Origin of the sequence: Oceanobacillus sp. FSL H7-0719 (genome assembly GCF_045040795.1) — a bacterium.
GTDB lineage: Bacteria > Bacillota > Bacilli > Bacillales > Amphibacillaceae > Oceanobacillus.
In genome coordinates this window covers 290,276-309,408 of the sequence record NZ_CP150301.1, presented here as the reverse complement: position 1 = coordinate 309,408, position 19,133 = coordinate 290,276, and the positions used below count along the sequence as shown (strand labels likewise).

General features: G+C 39.2%; 13 protein-coding genes and 2 rRNA genes. 4 read left to right on the top strand and 11 right to left on the bottom strand.

What is annotated here, in order from left to right:
* Window positions 1-84 precede the first annotated feature (84 nt).
* Together NST93_RS01485 and uraA are read right to left on the bottom strand one after the other, a co-directional pair.
* A complete protein-coding gene (locus tag NST93_RS01485; protein WP_405100519.1) occupies window positions 85-3,219 on the bottom strand; it encodes an SNF2 helicase associated domain-containing protein in 3,135 nt (1,044 codons plus the stop codon).
* A gap of 260 nt (window positions 3,220-3,479) precedes the next feature.
* Window positions 3,480-4,739 (bottom strand): uracil permease, encoded by a 1,260-nt coding sequence (uraA, locus tag NST93_RS01480; protein ID WP_405100518.1) that lies wholly within the window; start codon window positions 4,737-4,739, stop codon window positions 3,480-3,482.
* A 377-nt stretch (window positions 4,740-5,116) separates the two neighbouring features.
* Here uraA and NST93_RS01475 point away from each other — a divergent pair, with 377 nt between their 5' ends.
* Window positions 5,117-5,554: a YndM family protein gene (locus tag NST93_RS01475; RefSeq protein ID WP_405100516.1), complete on the top strand. Its 438-nt coding sequence runs from the start codon at window positions 5,117-5,119 to the stop codon at window positions 5,552-5,554.
* Window positions 5,555-5,596: 42 nt separating this feature from the next.
* Here the strand turns inward: NST93_RS01475 and trmB are convergent, their stop codons facing one another.
* The 7 genes from trmB to NST93_RS01440 form a co-directional block, all read right to left on the bottom strand.
* Entirely contained in the window at window positions 5,597-6,238 is a 642-nt protein-coding gene (gene trmB / locus NST93_RS01470; RefSeq protein WP_405100514.1) for a tRNA (guanosine(46)-N7)-methyltransferase TrmB, read from the bottom strand.
* Between the two features lie 18 nt (window positions 6,239-6,256).
* Window positions 6,257-7,072, bottom strand: coding sequence for a phosphotransferase (locus NST93_RS01465; protein WP_405100512.1), 816 nt, complete (start codon window positions 7,070-7,072; stop codon window positions 6,257-6,259).
* 93 nt (window positions 7,073-7,165) lie between these two features.
* The gene (locus NST93_RS01460) at window positions 7,166-8,077 is read right to left on the bottom strand and encodes a diacylglycerol/lipid kinase family protein (RefSeq protein ID WP_405100510.1); all 912 of its coding nucleotides are present in this window, start codon (window positions 8,075-8,077) and stop codon (window positions 7,166-7,168) included.
* The gene (locus tag NST93_RS01455) at window positions 8,078-9,043 is read right to left on the bottom strand and encodes an NERD domain-containing protein (protein WP_405100508.1); all 966 of its coding nucleotides are present in this window, start codon (window positions 9,041-9,043) and stop codon (window positions 8,078-8,080) included.
* Window positions 9,044-9,050: 7 nt separating this feature from the next.
* A complete protein-coding gene (thpR, locus tag NST93_RS01450) occupies window positions 9,051-9,611 on the bottom strand; it encodes an RNA 2',3'-cyclic phosphodiesterase (RefSeq protein ID WP_405100506.1) in 561 nt (186 codons plus the stop codon).
* 30 nt (window positions 9,612-9,641) lie between these two features.
* Entirely contained in the window at window positions 9,642-10,364 is a 723-nt protein-coding gene (locus NST93_RS01445) for a pseudouridine synthase (protein ID WP_405100504.1), read from the bottom strand.
* A gap of 14 nt (window positions 10,365-10,378) precedes the next feature.
* Entirely contained in the window at window positions 10,379-12,010 is a 1,632-nt protein-coding gene (locus tag NST93_RS01440) for an oligosaccharide flippase family protein (protein ID WP_405100502.1), read from the bottom strand.
* A 146-nt stretch (window positions 12,011-12,156) separates the two neighbouring features.
* Between NST93_RS01440 and NST93_RS01435 the strand changes: the two genes are divergently transcribed.
* From NST93_RS01435 to NST93_RS01425, 3 genes are all read left to right on the top strand, one after another.
* Window positions 12,157-13,410, top strand: a complete 1,254-nt coding sequence (locus NST93_RS01435; protein ID WP_405100500.1) for an NAD(P)/FAD-dependent oxidoreductase — start codon at window positions 12,157-12,159, stop codon at window positions 13,408-13,410.
* Between the two features lie 87 nt (window positions 13,411-13,497).
* On the top strand, window positions 13,498-13,653 hold the full coding sequence (locus NST93_RS01430; RefSeq protein WP_405100498.1) for a hypothetical protein: 156 nt from the start codon (window positions 13,498-13,500) through the stop codon (window positions 13,651-13,653).
* 320 nt (window positions 13,654-13,973) lie between these two features.
* Complete coding sequence (locus tag NST93_RS01425; RefSeq protein ID WP_405100496.1) at window positions 13,974-15,161, top strand: dicarboxylate/amino acid:cation symporter; 1,188 nt, start codon at window positions 13,974-13,976, stop codon at window positions 15,159-15,161.
* A 502-nt stretch (window positions 15,162-15,663) separates the two neighbouring features.
* Here NST93_RS01425 and rrf read toward each other — a convergent pair.
* Window positions 15,664-15,779: ribosomal RNA gene (gene rrf / locus NST93_RS01420) — 5S ribosomal RNA — on the bottom strand.
* Window positions 15,780-15,848: 69 nt separating this feature from the next.
* Window positions 15,849-18,769 (bottom strand): 23S ribosomal RNA (locus NST93_RS01415).
* Window positions 18,770-19,133 lie beyond the last annotated feature (364 nt).

The following is a 19,133-nucleotide window of genomic DNA, read 5'->3' as shown; positions in this document are numbered from 1 at the left end:
TAGTATACTGCAAAGAATTTCATTCATTATACCATAGATTATCATTGCATGTGAATGGCATATATAAATAAGGAACTTCTGCACCTATTCAGCAAGAAGTTCCTTTATATCATCTAATGTTAATGCTGTTGAACGCTGCTTCTCCTCTCCTATAATTTCTTTAATCAGGTGCCGCTTTCGTTCTTGAAGCTGGTACATTTTCTCTTCAATTGTTCCTTTTGCGAGCAGTTTAATAACTTGTACTGTATTTACCTGACCAATTCGATAGGCTCTGTCTGCAGCCTGCTCTTCAACAGCGGGATTCCACCAGAGGTCATATAGAATGACTGTATCGGCCCCAATCAGATTCAAACCAGTACCACCAGCCTTTAATGAAATAAGAAAAATTTCTCTCTCACCTTGATTAAAGCGTCCAGCCATCTTCTCCCTTTCCTCCGGAGGAGTCGTTCCGTCTAAGTAGAAAAATGAGATTCCCATTTCCGCCAGCTGCCTTGCAATTAACTCAAGCATGTTTGTAAACTGAGAAAAAATTAGGATCCGCCGCTTTGCCTCTTGGGATTCTTCGATAATTTCCATAAGCCTTGTAAATTTAGCTGCATTTCCTTTATAACCATCAACAAATAACCCGGGATGGCAGCAAATTTGCCTTAATCTTGTCAGACCAGCTAGAATTCTGACACGGTTTTTTTGAATGGTTTCTTTATCTAAATGCTTTAATGTTTCATGTTTTAACTTAGCTAAATAGGCAGAATATATTTTTTTCTGTTCAGGATACAATTCTACAAATTCAAGGTGCTCTTGTTTTTCTGGCAATTCCATTGCGACATCCTTCTTCATCCGACGGAGCATAAATGGATGAATCCTTCTTGCAATTTTTTCATTTGTTAAATGGCTATAGTCTTCCAGACTGCCAAAAAGTTCAGGGAAAACAACATGAAAGATAGACCACAGCTCTTCCGTTGTATTCTCCATCGGCGTCCCTGTAAGTGCAAAACGATTTGCTGCTTGAAGTTTCTTAACCGCTCTTGCAGTCTGTGTTCTCGGATTTTTAAAGTACTGCGCTTCATCAAAGAAAATAGTATGGAAATGAACCTTCTTATACCAAGCAATGTCCATCCGAATCATCGAATATGTCGTAATTACAACATCAAGCTTACGAATATGCCCGAGAAGCTTAGCGCGTTTTCCTTTACTCCCATGAATCACGTCAACTTTCAAACTGGGAGCAAAACGATTCAATTCGTTTTGCCAATGATACATCACGGAAGATGGTGAAACAATTAATATCTGCTGATTATTTTCCCTTATTTCTTGCATAGCCGAAGCAATATACGTAATGCTTTGCACTGTTTTTCCCAGGCCCATATCGTCCGCCAATATACCGCCAAATCCATATTTCGATAACGTTTTCAGCCATAAAAATCCTTCTTTTTGATACTCTCTTAAAGTTGCATGAAGGTTATTAGGCATTTCTGCTTTATTTGTCTCGGGATGTGTTATTTTTTCAAGGAATTGCTGGAACGAAGCTTCATGACTTATTACATCTTCAATATGAATTGTGTCAAGCAGCTTTAAACCTTTTGCAATTGGTACCTCAAAATGATCTAGCGTATCATTCTGTATCGGTGCCTGCAAAAGAAAATCATGAATCGCTGAAAATTCCTCAGACTCTAAGGAAAGCAGGGAGCCACTCCGCATTCGGTAATATTTTCGTTTTTCTTGAAGAGTCTGCAATATCTCTTTAATTTCCTTTTCTGGAAATCCTTCCATTTCAAATTTAAATTCCAGCCAATTCACACGTTCTTTTTGATGTTTGATTTTAATTTTTGGCTTGACAGGTTGTGGAAGAATACGATTTCGCACAGCGGTTGTTGCATAGACTTGAACATGTTTCTCCATAGATGGCAGAATATGATATAAAAATTCATATTCCAAAGCTTCATTATGCAAAAAGTACCCACCATCCGTTTTATGAAAGTTTGCTTCGTCCATAAATTCGAGAATAAGCTTCTCCGTCTCCATATCTCTGGTTGTTAATCCTTTAACATGATGCTGTTTTTCTTCCAATGGATAGATAACAAAATAATCATAATGAAACTCCAGGCCTGCAAGTAACCGATTATTCACCCTGTCTAAAAACAATTTAGCTTTCAATGGAGGGTGGTTAAAATACCGTTGTATCTCCTTAGCAATCTCAACCTTTCCAATACCTATTAACTTGGGTACTACCTTTTCGCTAAAGAATACGAGTTGCTCCTCTGAAATAGCGATTGCATTGTATTCTTGTAATAATCGTTGCAGATCCAATAGTTGATTCAGTGCTTCCTCTGTTAAGTGGTAAAATCCCCCGTCATGTAAAGCAAGTTGATATGCAGGAAACAAAAGCAATTGGTCCATGCCTTGAATTCTTAATTGAGCTTTTTCTCCTGCTTTATCTACAGTGAATTGCAATGGCAAAACAGATTTCCTTTCCTTAATCTTATTATATTTTTTATTTTTAATCTTGAGTGACGCGAAATCCTTGTTTTGCAATAAGGAGAAAAGATTGCTCCATGATGATGGTGGAAGCAAAATCATTGTGTCTTTATCTATTGAAGGGGAAACCCTCATTAATGATTTATCTTGTTGAATCTGCACTAAATATTGCAGAATTGCGGCGATTTCTTGATTAAAACAATGAGAATCATGATTAAAAATTAGCTGGTTGTGCTGACTATAGCTATTTCCTTCTTCTAGCGCTCTTAGAAAGTCAGTAATCCGATTTATTGTTTTATTCTCTACTAGCAATTCAAGAGCAAACAGATTTTCCTTTTCCTTTCTGGCTGCATGGCAAATAAAGTGCATTTTTAATTCTTTCCTAGTTTCGAAATATGACCCCGCAGCAAATGAACGTGACTTTTTTGAGTTAAAAAGCTGAAGGAAATCTTTTGAAGCATGACGGTTTTGCTTATATAAAATTGCGTACAGCACTGCAGCAATATGCTGGCAATCAGTTGTAATAGATGAGAGCTTTGGACAAGTACAAGCTGTGTGGAGTTCATGGTTAATGCTATTTATCTCTACATGAAAATCTTCAATGCCTGTTACAGTTGCTTCACAACTTGCATTCGTTTCATTTTGGATAACCACATTATTTTTCTTGAAATACCGCTCTCCACGATTAGAAGCCGCAACGCCACAGCGCTCAATTATCTTCCTCTCACTTAGTTTAAAATTCAATCTCAGTACTCCTTTTAAATAAATCTATTTAAATTAATCGTATCATTATTATAGCTTAATTATGGCATTTTAGTTTTATTTATCGATCCTAAAATAAAAGTTATTTATTAATTTACTCACGGGAATCTCCTGTCACGGGGGCTGTGAGTTGTAGTGTTTACTTGCGGAAGCAGAGGCAAGGAAGATATTTTGAATAGATTTCTTTGAAAAAGTAAAACCATCTCCCCTGATCCATAGCACGGTGAGATGGTTTATGGTTTCTATTCGTTTGATAGTTTAAGAATGTCGAGTAGTTTGAAAAATAGACTGACGATGATTGCTACAACTGTTGCAAGTCCCATCCCCGATAAAGCAACGGTACCAATTTCAATACTTGCTCCGCTGATTCCAATTCCTAAAACTACACAAGTAAGTATTAGGTTTTGTGAGTTATTGTAATCCACCTTTTGTTCTACTAACATGCGCAGGCCACTTACAGCAATGATTCCAAAGAGTAATAGGGAAATACCTCCCATTACAGGTGTTGGAATAGATGAAATCAGGGCTGCTAGTTTTCCGCAGAATGATAGAATAATAGCAATTACCGCTGCTCCCCCGATAATCCATGTTGAATAAACCCGAGTTATTGCTAATACTCCAATATTTTCTCCGTATGTTGTATTGGGCGTTGAACCAACAAAACTCGAGATCATAGTTGATATCCCATTTCCCAGTAATGAACGATCAAGTCCTGGATCTTTAACTAAGTCTTTTTTCACTATATTGCTCGTTACAACTAAGTGACCAATATGCTCTGGAACTAAAACAAGGGCTGCTGGAAGTATAATTAATATATCAGACCAATTAAATTCTATTTTATAATACGTTGGCATCTGAACCCAAGAAGCCTGCTGTACTCCAGTAAAGTCAACAATCCCATAGATCATAGCGATAATATACCCAGTCACAATTCCTAATAAAATTGGAATAATCTTCAAAAACCCTCTCAATGTCACCCAATAAATTATGGTTGCACCAAGTGTTAGTAATGAAACGATAATTGCTGTTGTATCTCTCGGAACGTCAGAAGCTGCAACAAGTCCTGCCATATCAGCTGCTGTCGGTACGAGCTCAAGCCCAATGACTGCTACAATTGCTCCCATCGCAGCTGGAGGGAATATCACGTCTATCCATGAAGTTCCGGCATATCTAACAATAACACCGACTATCGTTAAGACGAGACCAACAACAAAGAATCCGCCAAGCGCAGCACCGTAGCCGCCTCCCTCGGTTAAAACCAGGGTAACAGGCGATATAAATGCAAAACTCGATCCAAGGTACGCTGGAATTTTACCTTTTGTAATAAAAATATATAAGATCGTTCCAAAACCGTTCATAAGAAGAATACTTGCTGGATCGACTCCAAATAAAATTGGTACTAATACTGTTGAACCGAACATTGCGAATAAATGCTGGAAGCTTAGAGGTAAGCTTTGCAGTAATGGCAATCTTTCATCAACTTGAATTTCTCGCTGTTTCATTTTTCTTCTCCTCACTTAAAATAAATTATTTTTTCCCTTTCACAGTGTTTTTTTGCAATAAAAAAACACCTAGCCTTTATTTTTAGCAAGGTGCAGATAAAATCAGAGCAGGATTCCCCATTACTCTGCAGATTGCGTGCTTCCACACAATTTTTCCGCATCACCTTGCCAGTCTCACGGGACTGACTTAAAGGCAACTAATTATTTCACTTAGCTTATTATGACAAATCTTCTTATATGAAGTCAAGTATTTTTTAATTCTATTTTTATCAATTGATCTGTTATCAGCCTCAAAGAAAAACCTTAAGCGATTTAGTATAAAATTTATGATATCTATAAATACTATTTCTATAGATTAAAAAAGTGAGGGATTTATGATGGGACATGTAAAAGCAATTGGAATAAAGTTGGTTTTTACAATGGTTATTCTATTATCGTTATTTGCAATGTTTGATACGATTACGTTTCAGCAAGTACTTCTAATTTCTTTCATTGTCACTGGAGTTACATATATTGTTGGGGATTTATTATTGCTCCCGGCACTTGGCAATATTATCACAACAATTATTGATTTTGGCTTAGTTTTTCTTACTGTCTGGATACTTGCTGCTTTATTTATCGAGCAAACTGCAACAATTGTTTTAGCTTCGGCAATAGCCGCCTACTTCTTTTCTATGTGTGAAGCATTGTTCCATGCCTATATGAAAGAGAAAGTGCTTCCTAAAAAGCTGGGGGTTGTTATACCATTTCCAAACATGCGGCTTCAAACAGAATTCAGCAAAGAATTATACTCTAATAAGGACGATAAGGAATAAATTAAAAAAACCTGTGTTGTCATCTATACAACACAGGTTTTTTTAATTTTTAAATGATGTTCGAGAGCGATAAATCGGCTGTCCTTTAGCGGAAAACTTCTCTTCGTACTCTGTCATAATATTTAATGGATCTTCAATCACATGTAAATCTAAATTGACTTCTTCTAACAGCATGCCATATGCTGAAAAACTGCATAAAGAGTATTCAAAAAGCCCTCGATTATCTGTCTTAAAGATGATTTCACCTTTTGGTATAAGAACCTCTTCATATTGTTTTAAAAACGCTGAGAATGTCAATCTACGCTTTTCATGACGATTCTTTGGCCAAGGATCTGAGAAGTTCAAATAGATTGCAGAGATTTCACCTGGAGCAAAGTACTCCAATAAGTGGCTGGCATCGACATGAATAAGCAGCAAATTATCAAGCCCTGCTTCTAACGCCTTCTCACCCGCAGTTACAACTATACTTTTAGCAACTTCAATTCCAATAAAGTTAATATCTGGATGCTGCTTCGCCATACCAACAATAAATTGCCCTTTGCCTGTTCCTATTTCTAAGTGGATAGGCTGGTTTTCAGAAAATAACTTCTGCCATTTTCCTCGTTGTTTCCCTGGATTAGGTATAATCAGGTTCTGATGATTGTGAAGAAAATCATCCGCCCATGGTTTATAACGTTGACGCATCTTTTTACCTTCCTTGCCTTATTTAATAAATTCTTTCATAAAGTGATTTAAGTCTCTTAATTGAGCGAGCCTCTCTTGCACTTTAAGCTCCTCGCCCCGTGTACTGTGCCAGCTTATATAATCAAGTGCATCAAGCAATAAATACCAATGCATTCGTTCATAAAGATAATTTTTATCTTCGATTCCATATTTTTGAAGCCAAATTGACCATTGTTCTCGAGGAATATACCATTTCAATAATAAACCAAAATCTGATGCTGGGTCTGCAATTGTTGCATTATCCCAATCAACTAAAAATATCTCACCTGAATTCGACATGAGCAAATTATTATGATTCAAATCACAATGGCAAACAACAAGCTTTTGATTGCGAGTGACCGGCAGCAGCTTAACTAAAAACTCCAGAGCTGTCTTCACTTCGTCATATTTATGAATCAGATTTAATTCACTAAGTCGTGCGGTGATTGACTTTAGACTGTCATCGGAAGTAACTGGTTTCTTTCCAAGGCGCATCAGCATATGTAAAAGCTCTGGCGAATGATGAATTTTATGGAGTAAATCGGTCACCTGCTGACTCTTCATATCCTCAGGTTTCAAATCCCTGCCTTCAAGCCATTCCTGTGCAGTAATAACATCACCATTTTCCATTCGTCTTGTCCAAATTAACTTTGGCACAATACCGACAGCGGATAATACTGCAAGAAATGGAGATGTATTTCTTTTTAAAAACAATTTCCGGTTATTCTTTTGTGCTATATATGCATCGCCAGTAAGGCCACCTGCTGGAGTGAGTGTCCAGTCCTTCCCCAATGCTTGTTCAAGCCAATCCGTCATGAATAATTCCTCTTCTTTCAAATTTAGCGTTCAATATTACATTGTAAATTGATTACAGTAAAAATACAACTATGTAAAGTAAATTTCTTTATTTTATCCAGAAATAATCTGTATTGCCTTCGCTTCTTTCGTAATGTTTGTTTTTGTGCATTTTGCAGTTTGTCCATCCACTTGTGTATATATCGGCACACCCGAATAGATTTCAAGACTTTTTGCTTCAAGAAGCTCGACACCTTTCAAACGTACATGCTTCCCAGTAAAAACTGTCATAAATAATGTAAGAACTTTTAATTTAGACATAGAATGGATAATTAAAACTGAAAACTTTTCTGGCTGAACTTTGGCATTGGGCATAATTTTCATCCCGCCACCATAATAGGGATGGTTCCCTATGGATACAAGCCAGCAATCTTCAATTGTTCTTTTCTTTCCATCAAGAGTTACGTCGACTCTCATTCGTTTAAAGCTTTTTAGAATCTGTAAAATTGCAATTATATAGCTTCCTGCACCCAACTTATATTGGTTAAAAATGCGTTTATATGGGGAGTTATTCGCAGCATATGCGGTTTGTGCATCAAAACCAAAGCCTATACTATTCACAAAATAACGCGTTTTCCCATTATCACGGGTATAATTTCCAAGCCAATAATTTACAATGTACTTTCCATCGATAACCTTTTGCAATATTTCTTCAGGCGTCCCTTTAATTCCAACCCCGCGGGCAAAATCATTTCCAGAACCGCCTGGAATAAAACCAATTGGTATATCTGTTTTACCTAGCCCATTCATTACTTCGTATATTGTGCCATCCCCGCCTATTACGATAATTACTGTAATATTCTTTTCAGTTATTAAAGAGGCAGCAATTTCCTCTGCATGCCCCTCATATTCACTATAGTAATATTTACTATTCAATTGCTCAAATATCGTGGATTTTTGCAGATGCTCAAAAATGAAATTTGCTTTTCCATTACCAGCATGAGGGTTAACAATAAAGACATACATTTATTCTTTTTCCTCCATATCCTTGATTGCAAGTGGTCCAGTATCTTCTTCCCATTCCGGACGTCTTACAGAGGTCGTTTGGCAATGTTTAAGCAGTGCTTCTGCGGTTTTAATTTGCATACTTTTTAATGGAGAGGCCAATTTGCGTTTTTCCTGAAACCAGTCATCATAGCTTAACTTTCCAATAATGCTCGTGTTATATGGTTCAGCAGCAAAAACAATGTTATTAATTCGTGATAAAACTGTCTTCTTAATAGAAAATTCCATTTCCTCTGCAGCCAAAATACTCCTGATTAACTTCTCGGTTCTTTTTAACGAAATAATTGGGTTTAAAATTTTTTCATGGTGATCGGCGAATTCAATATGCCATGTTCGCTCATCACTTGCCATAATCATTGCTTCCTCTTCATATTCAATAAAATGAATGATTTCAATTTCTAATGGAGTAATCAATATAATATTTGCTTCGATTGGGGCTTTTTTTATAGTAAATACAGGAAAATACATAACTAGGTAAGTATCAGGGAATCGCTGAAGCAAATATTTCAGCAAGGGATCATGATAAAATTTTTGATTAACAAAGGAACTATGTGTAACGGTTGATGTAGCCCATTTCATTTGAAAGTTTAATAGATTATCCAGAAACTCCTGTTTTAGCTCAGCTTCCGTCTCAGGAAGATGAGTTTTTTCTTCTGCCGGCTCCGCTTGTATCACATCGACTGTTACTTTTGGTTTCCTGAATTTATTTTTCAGTTTTGTAAAGACAGAATAATTTTCCTCTTGGAGGTCATCTCCCAATTCTTCGGTAGCAATCGGTTCTTCCTCCACTTCTCCTATCCATTCTCGATACAATATATTCCAATTTTCATTTTTTAAACGAATATATTGGGTTGGATATCTATAGGTGTCCCATTCATATCTTGTAATATAATCCTGTAGTTTAATTAACTGTGCGATTAGAGCCACCACCCTTCTATAAAGTATTTAATGGGAAGACAGCAGCCTTTTCATAGCTTGGAATTTGTTGTGGATGTATTTTATATAAAACAATTTCTTGCAGATAAAACTGTTTGCGTACATCATATTGCTTTTGCAGCCTATCACATTCTTCTGGACTGATTAAAAATTCATTTTCCCATTTCTTTGCTAATGTCAAATGTGGACGATAGCTGCGCTGTTCCTTTGCAAAACCAGCCTCTTCTGCAGCTAGCTCTACAATCTGTTGAAGTTTCCGCAATGCTTCACTTAAATAAACATCTACCCAGAGAACACGCGGGCGATTCTCCACGCCAAAAAAGCCGATTGTTCCTAATTCTATTATAAACGATTTTAGTAATAAAGTCTGATTAATTTTTTTCTTTAATATGTCAATGGTGGGCATTTCAGCTTCCCCCAAAAACTTCAATGTTATATGCAGGTCTGCTTGATGCATCCACCGTTTATATGAAAAATGTGCTTGCAATTCTTTTTGCCAGCTATGATAAAAGTGCTGCAGCTCTTCCGGCAAGGGGATTGCCATAAAATAATGCGCCATTTTATCGCCTCCTGTTCAGGCACCATTCCTTCATTTGGATTTTTTTATCTGTTCACAATACGTAAGCTCAGCTTCTGTCAACGGACGATATTTACCAATTTGCAGCGCAGGATCTAAAGTAATTTCTCCCATACGAAGTCTTTTTAAATAGATAACCTCTTTTCCTACTGCTTTAAACATCCGTTTTACTTGATGAAATTTGCCTTCCGTGATCGTCAATTCCACTTCAGATTGTGAAGCTGATTGCAGGATTTCCAGCTCAGCAGGTTTCGTTACATAACCATCATCTATTTCTACCCCTGCTTTAAACGCCTCGGTATCCTCTACAGTAACTTTTCCCCTAATGCGAGCAAAATATGTTTTTTCTACATTTTTAGCAGGCGATAATAATTGATGTGCAAGGTCCCCATCATTTGTAAGCAACAAGAGACCTTCTGTATCCTTATCTAATCTGCCTACAGGGAATGGCTTAAAATGCAGCACATCATTTTTTAACAAATCAATCACTGTCTTATCGTGATTATCTTTTGTTGCAGATAAAAATCCTGCTGGTTTATGCAGCATAAGATAAGTAAATTCCTGATAATGAATAACGTTATCACCAACTTTAACGATATCTTCATTCTCATCTATATGTTTACTTCCATCTTTCACAACTTTATGATTTACAGTAACATGTTTTTTCTTTAACAGCGTCTTTACTTCTTTACGAGTACCTACTCCCATATTCGAGAGCATTTTATCCAAACGCATATTGATCCTCCATTCTATCTGCGGCGGAGCTTACGTAATAGTTTATCGATAACTGGAATCTCTCCACCAAATACATGATGGAATAAAGTTGATACATATGCCAACCATAAATATAAGCCACCGCCAATTCCAATTCCTGCAAGAAGCACTATAACCGCACCAAAACGTGAAGTTTCGTAAGGGATGAATATTCCAAGCAGTGCTTTCACCACCCAAATTGCGAGAGCCATAAGGGTTACAAATATCCCTATTAATAATGTGCGTTTTCTAATCTGACGATATGAAAATGCTACAGATTTTTTAATCCTCCATAGGTTAATACATACTGCAATTACTACAGCAAGTCCTGTACCAAAGATTGCACCCTTCGCTCCAAACCATTGAATAAGCTGGATATTCAAGAGGATTTTCACCAATAAACCAGCAGACAGGCTAAGTACCGTAAAGTTTTGCTGATTTATCCCTTGGAGCATGGATGCTGTTACTGTGAATAAAGCAAAGAATAAACCAACCGGTGCATACCAGCCTAAAAGACTTCCAGTGATTTCAAGATTCTCCATGCCATATAGTGCACCATATGCAACATCAGATAAGGTCAGTATCCCTACGACTGCGGGAATAACTAATACAAGTACGATTTGCAATGCCTGATTGATTTGCTGATGCAGCATTTCTTTATTTCTTTGTTCAAAAGTCCGTGTTAATGCTGGGAGAATTGCTAAAGATAAACCTGTAGCAATTGTCCCAGGAATAATGACTATTTTATGCGCATAGGTGTTAATCGTCCCAAGAGTCCATTTGATATCTTCAAACCCTGCAGCAATCATTGTTCGTTCAAACGTAAACGCATCAACAAGCTGGTATAAAGAAGTTGCCAGGCCAACAATTATAAAAGGACCTGCATAACCTAGCATTTCCCTAAAGATATCCTTTGTCGTTGTATTACTTGTCACTCTTTGATTTTCAAGATATTTATCAAGATGCGGCTTTCTTTTCTTCCAATATAAGAGCAGCACTGCCCAAGAACCGACCGCACCGATAAACGCTCCAAAAGTTGCAAAGCCAACAGCGGTCGCAATCGTTCCGTCTAATATTACAATAACAATAAATACGGAAACCAGCACAAATAAAATCCGGACAATTTGCTCTGTAACAGTTGATAAAGCAGAAGGTCCCATCGATTCATGCCCTTGGAAAAACCCGCGCATAATACTCATCGCAGGAATAATCAATAAAGCAAAGCTGACAGCACGTATGACTAAAACAACATCATCAACTACAATCCCTTCAGCAGGATTCGTATTTGTTATCATACCACTTGCTAAAAGCTCTGCGCCAAAGAATAAAATTAAAAATGAAATAAACCCGGTAATAAACATTAAAGATGTACCGAATTTAAAAGTTCGTCTACCTGTTTCATAGTCACCAAGTGCATTGTACTTGGAAACTGTTTTTGACATCGCGAGCGGAATTCCAATCGTCGAAATACTTAACATGATATTATATGGTACATATGCGAAATTATATAGCATACCACCTTCAGCACCTACCAGTGCATTAAAGGGGATCAAATAAATCAAACCTAAGAACTTTGAAAGGAACGTTGCTACTGTTAGCAGCATAGATCCTCTAACCATATTCGACATTTTTTCACCTTGATTTCTTTTTTGAGATACAAAACTTATTTTACCACATATGAGCAGGTTATCGATATTTTAACTGTTACAATTCCGTTTTGATTTGCTTCTCAATAATTATCAGTGTAATATACTTACGAAAGGAGTGAAGAAAAGTGACATATGATGTTATTGTCATTGGTGGCGGTCCTTCTGGTCTGATGGCAGCAATTTCTGCCGCAGAGCATGGGGCGAAAACACTTCTGCTCGAAAAAGGTAAAAAGCTTGGTAAAAAGCTGGCTATATCTGGCGGTGGCAGATGCAATGTAACAAATCGCCTGCCTGAAGAAGAAGTAATTAAACATATACCAGGAAACGGAAAATTCCTATACAGTGCTTTTTCTATTTTTAATAACTATGATATTATCGATTTTTTTGAAAACCTTGGAGTCGCTTTAAAAGAAGAAGATCATGGGCGGATGTTCCCTGTTTCAAATTCAGCAAAGTCTGTTGTTGATGCCCTATTAAATAAACTAAGTGAACTGAACGTAGAAATCCAAATAAATTCTCCTGTTGAAGCAATTGATTATGGGGAAACAGAACATACGGTTATTCGAATGGATGGTAAAAAGCATCTTACAAAATCGATTGTTATTGCTGTTGGAGGAAAAGCAGTGCCACATACTGGTTCAACTGGTGATGGATATGCTTGGGCAAAGAAAGCCGGACATACCATTACAAAACTTTATCCTACCGAAGTAGCATTAACTTCCAATGAAACTTTTATCAAAAATAAAGCATTACAAGGATTGGCCCTGCGCGATGCAGCTGTTTCTGTATTAAACAAAAGAAATAAGCCAATTATTACTCATCGGATGGACATGTTGTTTACCCACTTTGGGGTTTCAGGACCTGCAGTCCTTCGTTGTTCGCAGTTTGCTGTAAAAGAATTAATGAAAGAAAAAGCTGTGAACATGGAAATCGATGCCATACCTGATTATAATATGGAAGAATTAATAAATGAAATATCCAAATCAGTAAAAGAAAATCCCAAAAAGTCAATTAAAAACATATTAAAAGGAATTGTCCCAGAACGGTTCCTTCAATATATATTTGAACTACTTGAGATTGATGAAGAAACAAAAGGCAGTAATATTTCTAAAGAAACTGTCCGCTCCATTGCACACACAATGAAACAGTTCCAATTTAAAGTAAATGGATCACTCCCGATGGAAAAAGCATTCGTAACTGGAGGCGGTATCTCAATAAAAGAAATTGTGCCGAGCACAATGCAGTCTAAATGTATGAATCGCCTTTACTTTTGTGGAGAAATACTCGACATCCACGGGTACACTGGCGGTTATAATATTACCTCAGCTCTTGTCACTGGCAGGCTTGCCGGAATGAATGCTGCATATGAAGCAATTTGAATTCCAATTGCTTCCACGAATGAAATCATTGTAAATGTTTATAATAAAACTGTCTGATAGCTTAGACAGAAAGGGATAGATGAGTTCATGAAACGAAATGGAATTTGGCTGCCGTTACTTGCTTCAATTGGTGTAGGTGCTGCGACTTTTTACTCCATGAGTAAGAATAATCAAGGTTTAGACCAGATGATGCAACAATTTATGCCAGGTAATTCAACGAATTCAGGCTCAACAACCAATTAGGTAATTGAGTCAGAAATTATCTGCCCGTTAGGAAACTGAATTTGAGCTATTAGCGCAACAACTAGAAAATATACGTGGTTCTTTCAATACTTTGAAAGTATCCGCGTATATTTTCGTCTATCCTCTTTTGTACAGTGCTGGTCACCTTCAATGATGAAATAAATCCTCGTTAATTTTATTATTCCATCGAATCAGAATTAAGATTCTTTTTATAAATACTATGATTATAACCTTTCCCTGTTGTATAATGGATATTAAAATTATCTTCTATATCATAACAATTAGATAATTGCCAGGAGGACGAGGAGGAAAATATATATATGAAACGATTTGGATTATTAGCTAGAATTGTTTTAGCTATTATTTTAGGTGTTGCTATTGGTTCCTTTGCTAACGAGGGAGTAATACGGACATTTGCAACTTTTAATGGACTATTTGGCAACTTTTTAAGTTTTATTATCCCATTTATTATTATTGGCTTTATTACCCCTGGGATTGGAGAAATGGGTCGCGGAGCTGGAAAACTGCTCGGGATAACAACTGGTCTAGCATACGCTTCTACAATAATAGCTGGGATTACAGCATTTTATGTAGCCAAGTGGCTCTATCCGTCTATGTTAGCAGGAAGCTCTGTTCAAAATTTAAGCGACCCATCAAAGGGTATGGCTTCTGCTTTCTTTAGTGTAGAGATGCCTCCCCCGATGGAAGTTATGACCGCCTTGCTTGTTTCCTTTGTTATTGGAATTGGTATTGCAGCAATAAAAAGTGATGTTTTACTAAGTGTATTCAGTGATTTTCGCAGTATAATTGAGCTTGTCATTGAAAAAGTAATTATACCTTTACTGCCTATTCATATATTTGGGATTTTTGCTAATATGACATATACAGGACAAGTTGCAACAATCCTAAGTGTTTTTGCAAAGGTTTTTATAATGATTATTCTGCTTCAGGTTTTATATTTAGTCTTTCAGTATACGATTGCCGGGTCATTTACAAAAGAAAATCCTTTATCAATGCTAAAAAAAATGATACCAGCCTATTTTACTGCATTAGGCACACAATCATCAGCAGCATCTATTCCTATTACATTAAAACATACAAAAACATTAAATATTCGAGGAAAAACCGCAGATTTTACGGTTCCTTTACTGGCAACCATCCATTTATCAGGAAGTACAATTACAATTATGAGCTGTGCATTAGCTGTTCTCTTCTTGCAAGGTGGATCCGCTACAATAGTGTCTTTCATGCCATTTATTCTCATGCTAGGGATAACTATGGTAGCGGCCCCTGGAGTTCCTGGTGGAGCTGTCATGGCAGCAATTGGGCTATTAGAAAGCATGCTTCACTTCGATCCAACGATGGTTTCTCTTATGATTGCTTTATATCTGGCACAGGATAGCTTTGGAACAGCTTGTAATGTTACCGGAGATGGTGCAATTACTGCAATTACAGATTCAATCGGCAAAAAGTTAAATATTGCAGGTAAAAAGAAGCACGCAGCCTAGCAAAACAAACGAGACAGGAGAATTCTCCTGTCTCGTTTGTTTTGTACTGTTATTTAATACAACTCTTATATCAATAGTTGTATTAAAATACCAAATGGCTTCAAATATTGAGCATGATCTTGATATCAATTGCTGATCACCTTAATTCAGAGCAACTTTTGTTCCGCTGTCTTACTTTCTCTACTGAAGGTTCACAGTTCAAATACTCCCCGTGCCGGTGGCTATTGAGCCCTGCGTGCGCACGGCATACCTTACCGTTGCTTTGGTTTCCCCACACGGGAATCTCAATTATTTGCAACCTTCCCCCAGCCAGATGGAGACTCATGAGGAATAAAGAGTTATCTTTATCTGTTCGCTCTCCAGCCATCTAGCAAACGGATATGGCCGAAATACGGATTTTTAGCACTTTAGATGAAGTTTGACAGTGAAAATTTGTTTGATTGATTATAAAAAATACGCAACAATTACTTAACAAGTAATTGTTGCGTATTTTTTATAATTTGCCTGGCGGCGTCCTACTCTCGCAGAGACAAAGTCTCAACTACCATCGGCGCTGGAAAGCTTAACTGCTGTGTTCGGTATGGGAACAGGTGTGACCTTTCCGCCGTCACTACCAGACATAATAATGATATAAATGACTTATACCAAGAAAACTAAATAAGAGTAAACAACATACATCAAAAGAATTTAGTTAAGTCCTCGATCGATTAGTATTCGTCAGCTTCACATGTCACCATGCTTCTACCCCGAACCTATCAACCTCATCGTCTCTGAGGGATCTTACTCACTCGAAGTGATGGGAAGTCTCATCTTGAGGGGGGCTTCATGCTTAGATGCTTTCAGCACTTATCCTTTCCACACGTAGCTACCCAGCTATGCTCCTGGCGGAACAACTGGTACACCAGCGGTGTGTCCATCCCGGTCCTCTCGTACTAAGGACAGCTCCTCTCAAACTTCCAACGCCCACGACGGATAGGGACCGAACTGTCTCACGACGTTCTGAACCCAGCTCGCGTACCGCTTTAATGGGCGAACAGCCCAACCCTTGGGACCGACTACAGCCCCAGGATGCGATGAGCCGACATCGAGGTGCCAAACCTCCCCGTCGATGTGAACTCTTGGGGGAGATAAGCCTGTTATCCCCGGGGTAGCTTTTATCCGTTGAGCGATGGCCCTTCCATGCGGAACCACCGGATCACTAAGCCCGACTTTCGTCCCTGCTCGACTTGTAAGTCTCGCAGTCAAGCTCCCTTCTGCCTTTACACTCTACGAATGATTTCCAACCATTCTGAGGGAACCTTTGGGCGCCTCCGTTACCTTTTAGGAGGCGACCGCCCCAGTCAAACTGCCCGCCTGACACTGTCTCCGAACCGGATCACGGTCCTGGGTTAGAATGTTCATACAGCTAGGGTGGTATCCCACGGGTGCCTCCACGAAAGCTAGCGCTCTCGCTTCTAAGGCTCCCACCTATCCTGTACAAGCTGCACAAACAGTCAATATCAGGCTACAGTAAAGCTCCACGGGGTCTTTCCGTCCTGTCGCGGGTAATGTGCATCTTCACACATCGTATAATTTCACCGGGTCTCTCGTTGAGACAGTGCCCAAGTCGTTGCACCTTTCGTGCGGGTCGGAACTTACCCGACAAGGAATTTCGCTACCTTAGGACCGTTATAGTTACGGCCGCCGTTTACTGGGGCTTCGGTTCTAAGCTTCGGGTAAAACCCTAACTCTTTCCCTTAACCTTCCAGCACCGGGCAGGTGTCAGCCCCTATACTTCGCCTTTCGGCTTCGCAGAGACCTGTGTTTTTGCTAAACAGTCGCTTGGGCCTATTCACTGCGGCTCCTCCTTAAAGGAGCACCCCTTCTCCCGAAGTTACGGGGTCATTTTGCCGAGTTCCTTAACGAGAGTTCTCCCGCTCACCTTAGGATTCTCTCCTCGCCTACCTGTGTCGGTTTGCGGTACGGGCACCTATGATCTAACTAGAGGCTTTTCTTGGCAGTGTGAAATCAGGAACTTCGGTACTAAATTTCCCTCCCCATCACAGCTTGAAATTGCCAGACGGATTTGCCTATCTGACTTTCTCACTGCTTGGGCGCACACTTCCATCCGTGCGCATTCCTTATCCTTCTGCGTCCCCCCATTGCTCAAACAATCATGAGGTGGTACAGGAATATCAACCTGTTATCCATCGCCTACGCCTTTCGGCCTCGGCTTAGGTCCCGACTAACCCTGAGTGGACGAGCCTTCCTCAGGAAACCTTAGGCATTCGGTGAAAGAGATTCTCACTCTTTTTTCGCTACTCATACCGGCATTCTCACTTCTAAGCGCTCCACCAGTCCTCACGGTCTGACTTCACAGCACTTAGAACGCTCTCCTACCATTGTTCGCAAGAACAATCCGCAGCTTCGGTGATACGTTTAGCCCCGGTACATTTTCGGCGCAGAGTCACTCGACCAGTGAGCTATTACGCACTCTTTAAATGGTGGCTGCTTCTAAGCCAACATCCTGGTTGTCTGGGCAACTCCACATCCTTTTCCACTTAACGTATACTTTGGGACCTTAGCTGGCGGTCTGGGCTGTTTCCCTCTCGACTATGAACCTTATCACCCATAGTCTGACTCCCAAAAATAAGTATCTGGCATTCGGAGTTTGACTGAATTCGGTAACCCGGTGAGGGCCCCTAGTTCAATCAGTGCTCTACCTCCAGTACTCTTTTTTTGAGGCTAGCCCTAAAGCTATTTCGGAGAGAACCAGCTATCTCCGTGTTCGATTGGCATTTCACCCCTACCCACACCTCATCCCCGCATTTTTCAACATACGTGGGTTCGGGCCTCCAGTCAGTGTTACCTGACCTTCACCCTGGACATGGGTAGATCACACGGTTTCGGGTCTACGACCACATACTATAAACGCCCTATTCAGACTCGCTTTCGCTGCGGCTCCGTGTCTTCCACTTAACCTTGCATGTAATCGTAACTCGCCGGTCCATTCTACAAAAGGTACGCCGTCACCCATTAACGGGCTTCGACTACTTGTAGGCACACGGTTTCAGGTTCTATTTCACTCCCCTCCCGGGGTGCTTTTCACCTTTCCCTCACGGTACTGGTTCACTATCGGTCACTAGGTAGTATTTAGCCTTGGGAGATGGTCCTCCCGGATTCCGACGGAATTTCTCGTGTTCCGCCGTACTCAGGATACACTCCGGAGGAAACTCTTTTTCGATTACAGGGCTGTTACCTTCTGCGGCTGACCTTTCCAGGTCGATTCGTCTAAAGAATTTCTTTGTAACTCCGTATGGAGTGTCCTACAACCCCAGTAAGCAAGCTTACTGGTTTGGGCTCTTTCCGTTTCGCTCGCCGCTACTTGGGAAATCGAATTTTCTTTCTCTTCCTCTAGGTACTGAGATGTTTCAGTTCCCTAGGTCTGCCTCGTATACCCTATGAATTCAGATATACGTACTGTCCCATTACGAACAGTGGGTTTCCCCATTCGGAAATCCTCGGATATAGCGTTTACTTACAACTCCCCGAGGCATATCGGTGTTAGTCCCGTCCTTCTTCGGCTCCTAGTACCAAGGCATCCACCGTGCGCCCTTATTCACTTAACTAAGTTACAGTAAATAAAGCTTTAATTTTGCCTTTTAGGTTTATCAAATAAACCTGGTCTTACATTTATTAATCTAGCTTCGGCTCCTGAAAACTACCGTCATAAGCAATTGACATTCCAAACGCTAAAGTTCAAGCGTTTTCCAGTCCCTTGCTTATGCGTCCGTTTTCGAACAGTCGCCTCAGCCTTTTAATTTGATGTCGTTGTTACTCTTATTTAGTTTTCAAGGTACAAATCGAGAGATTTGCTCTCTCAAAACTGAACCAAACAACACAGTATGTTTCATCTAACAAAGTTAGATGTTCCGTTATAGTCTAGCTCCGGCGACCAGAAACTATCAAACTTCACACTTTTCCAATCGATAA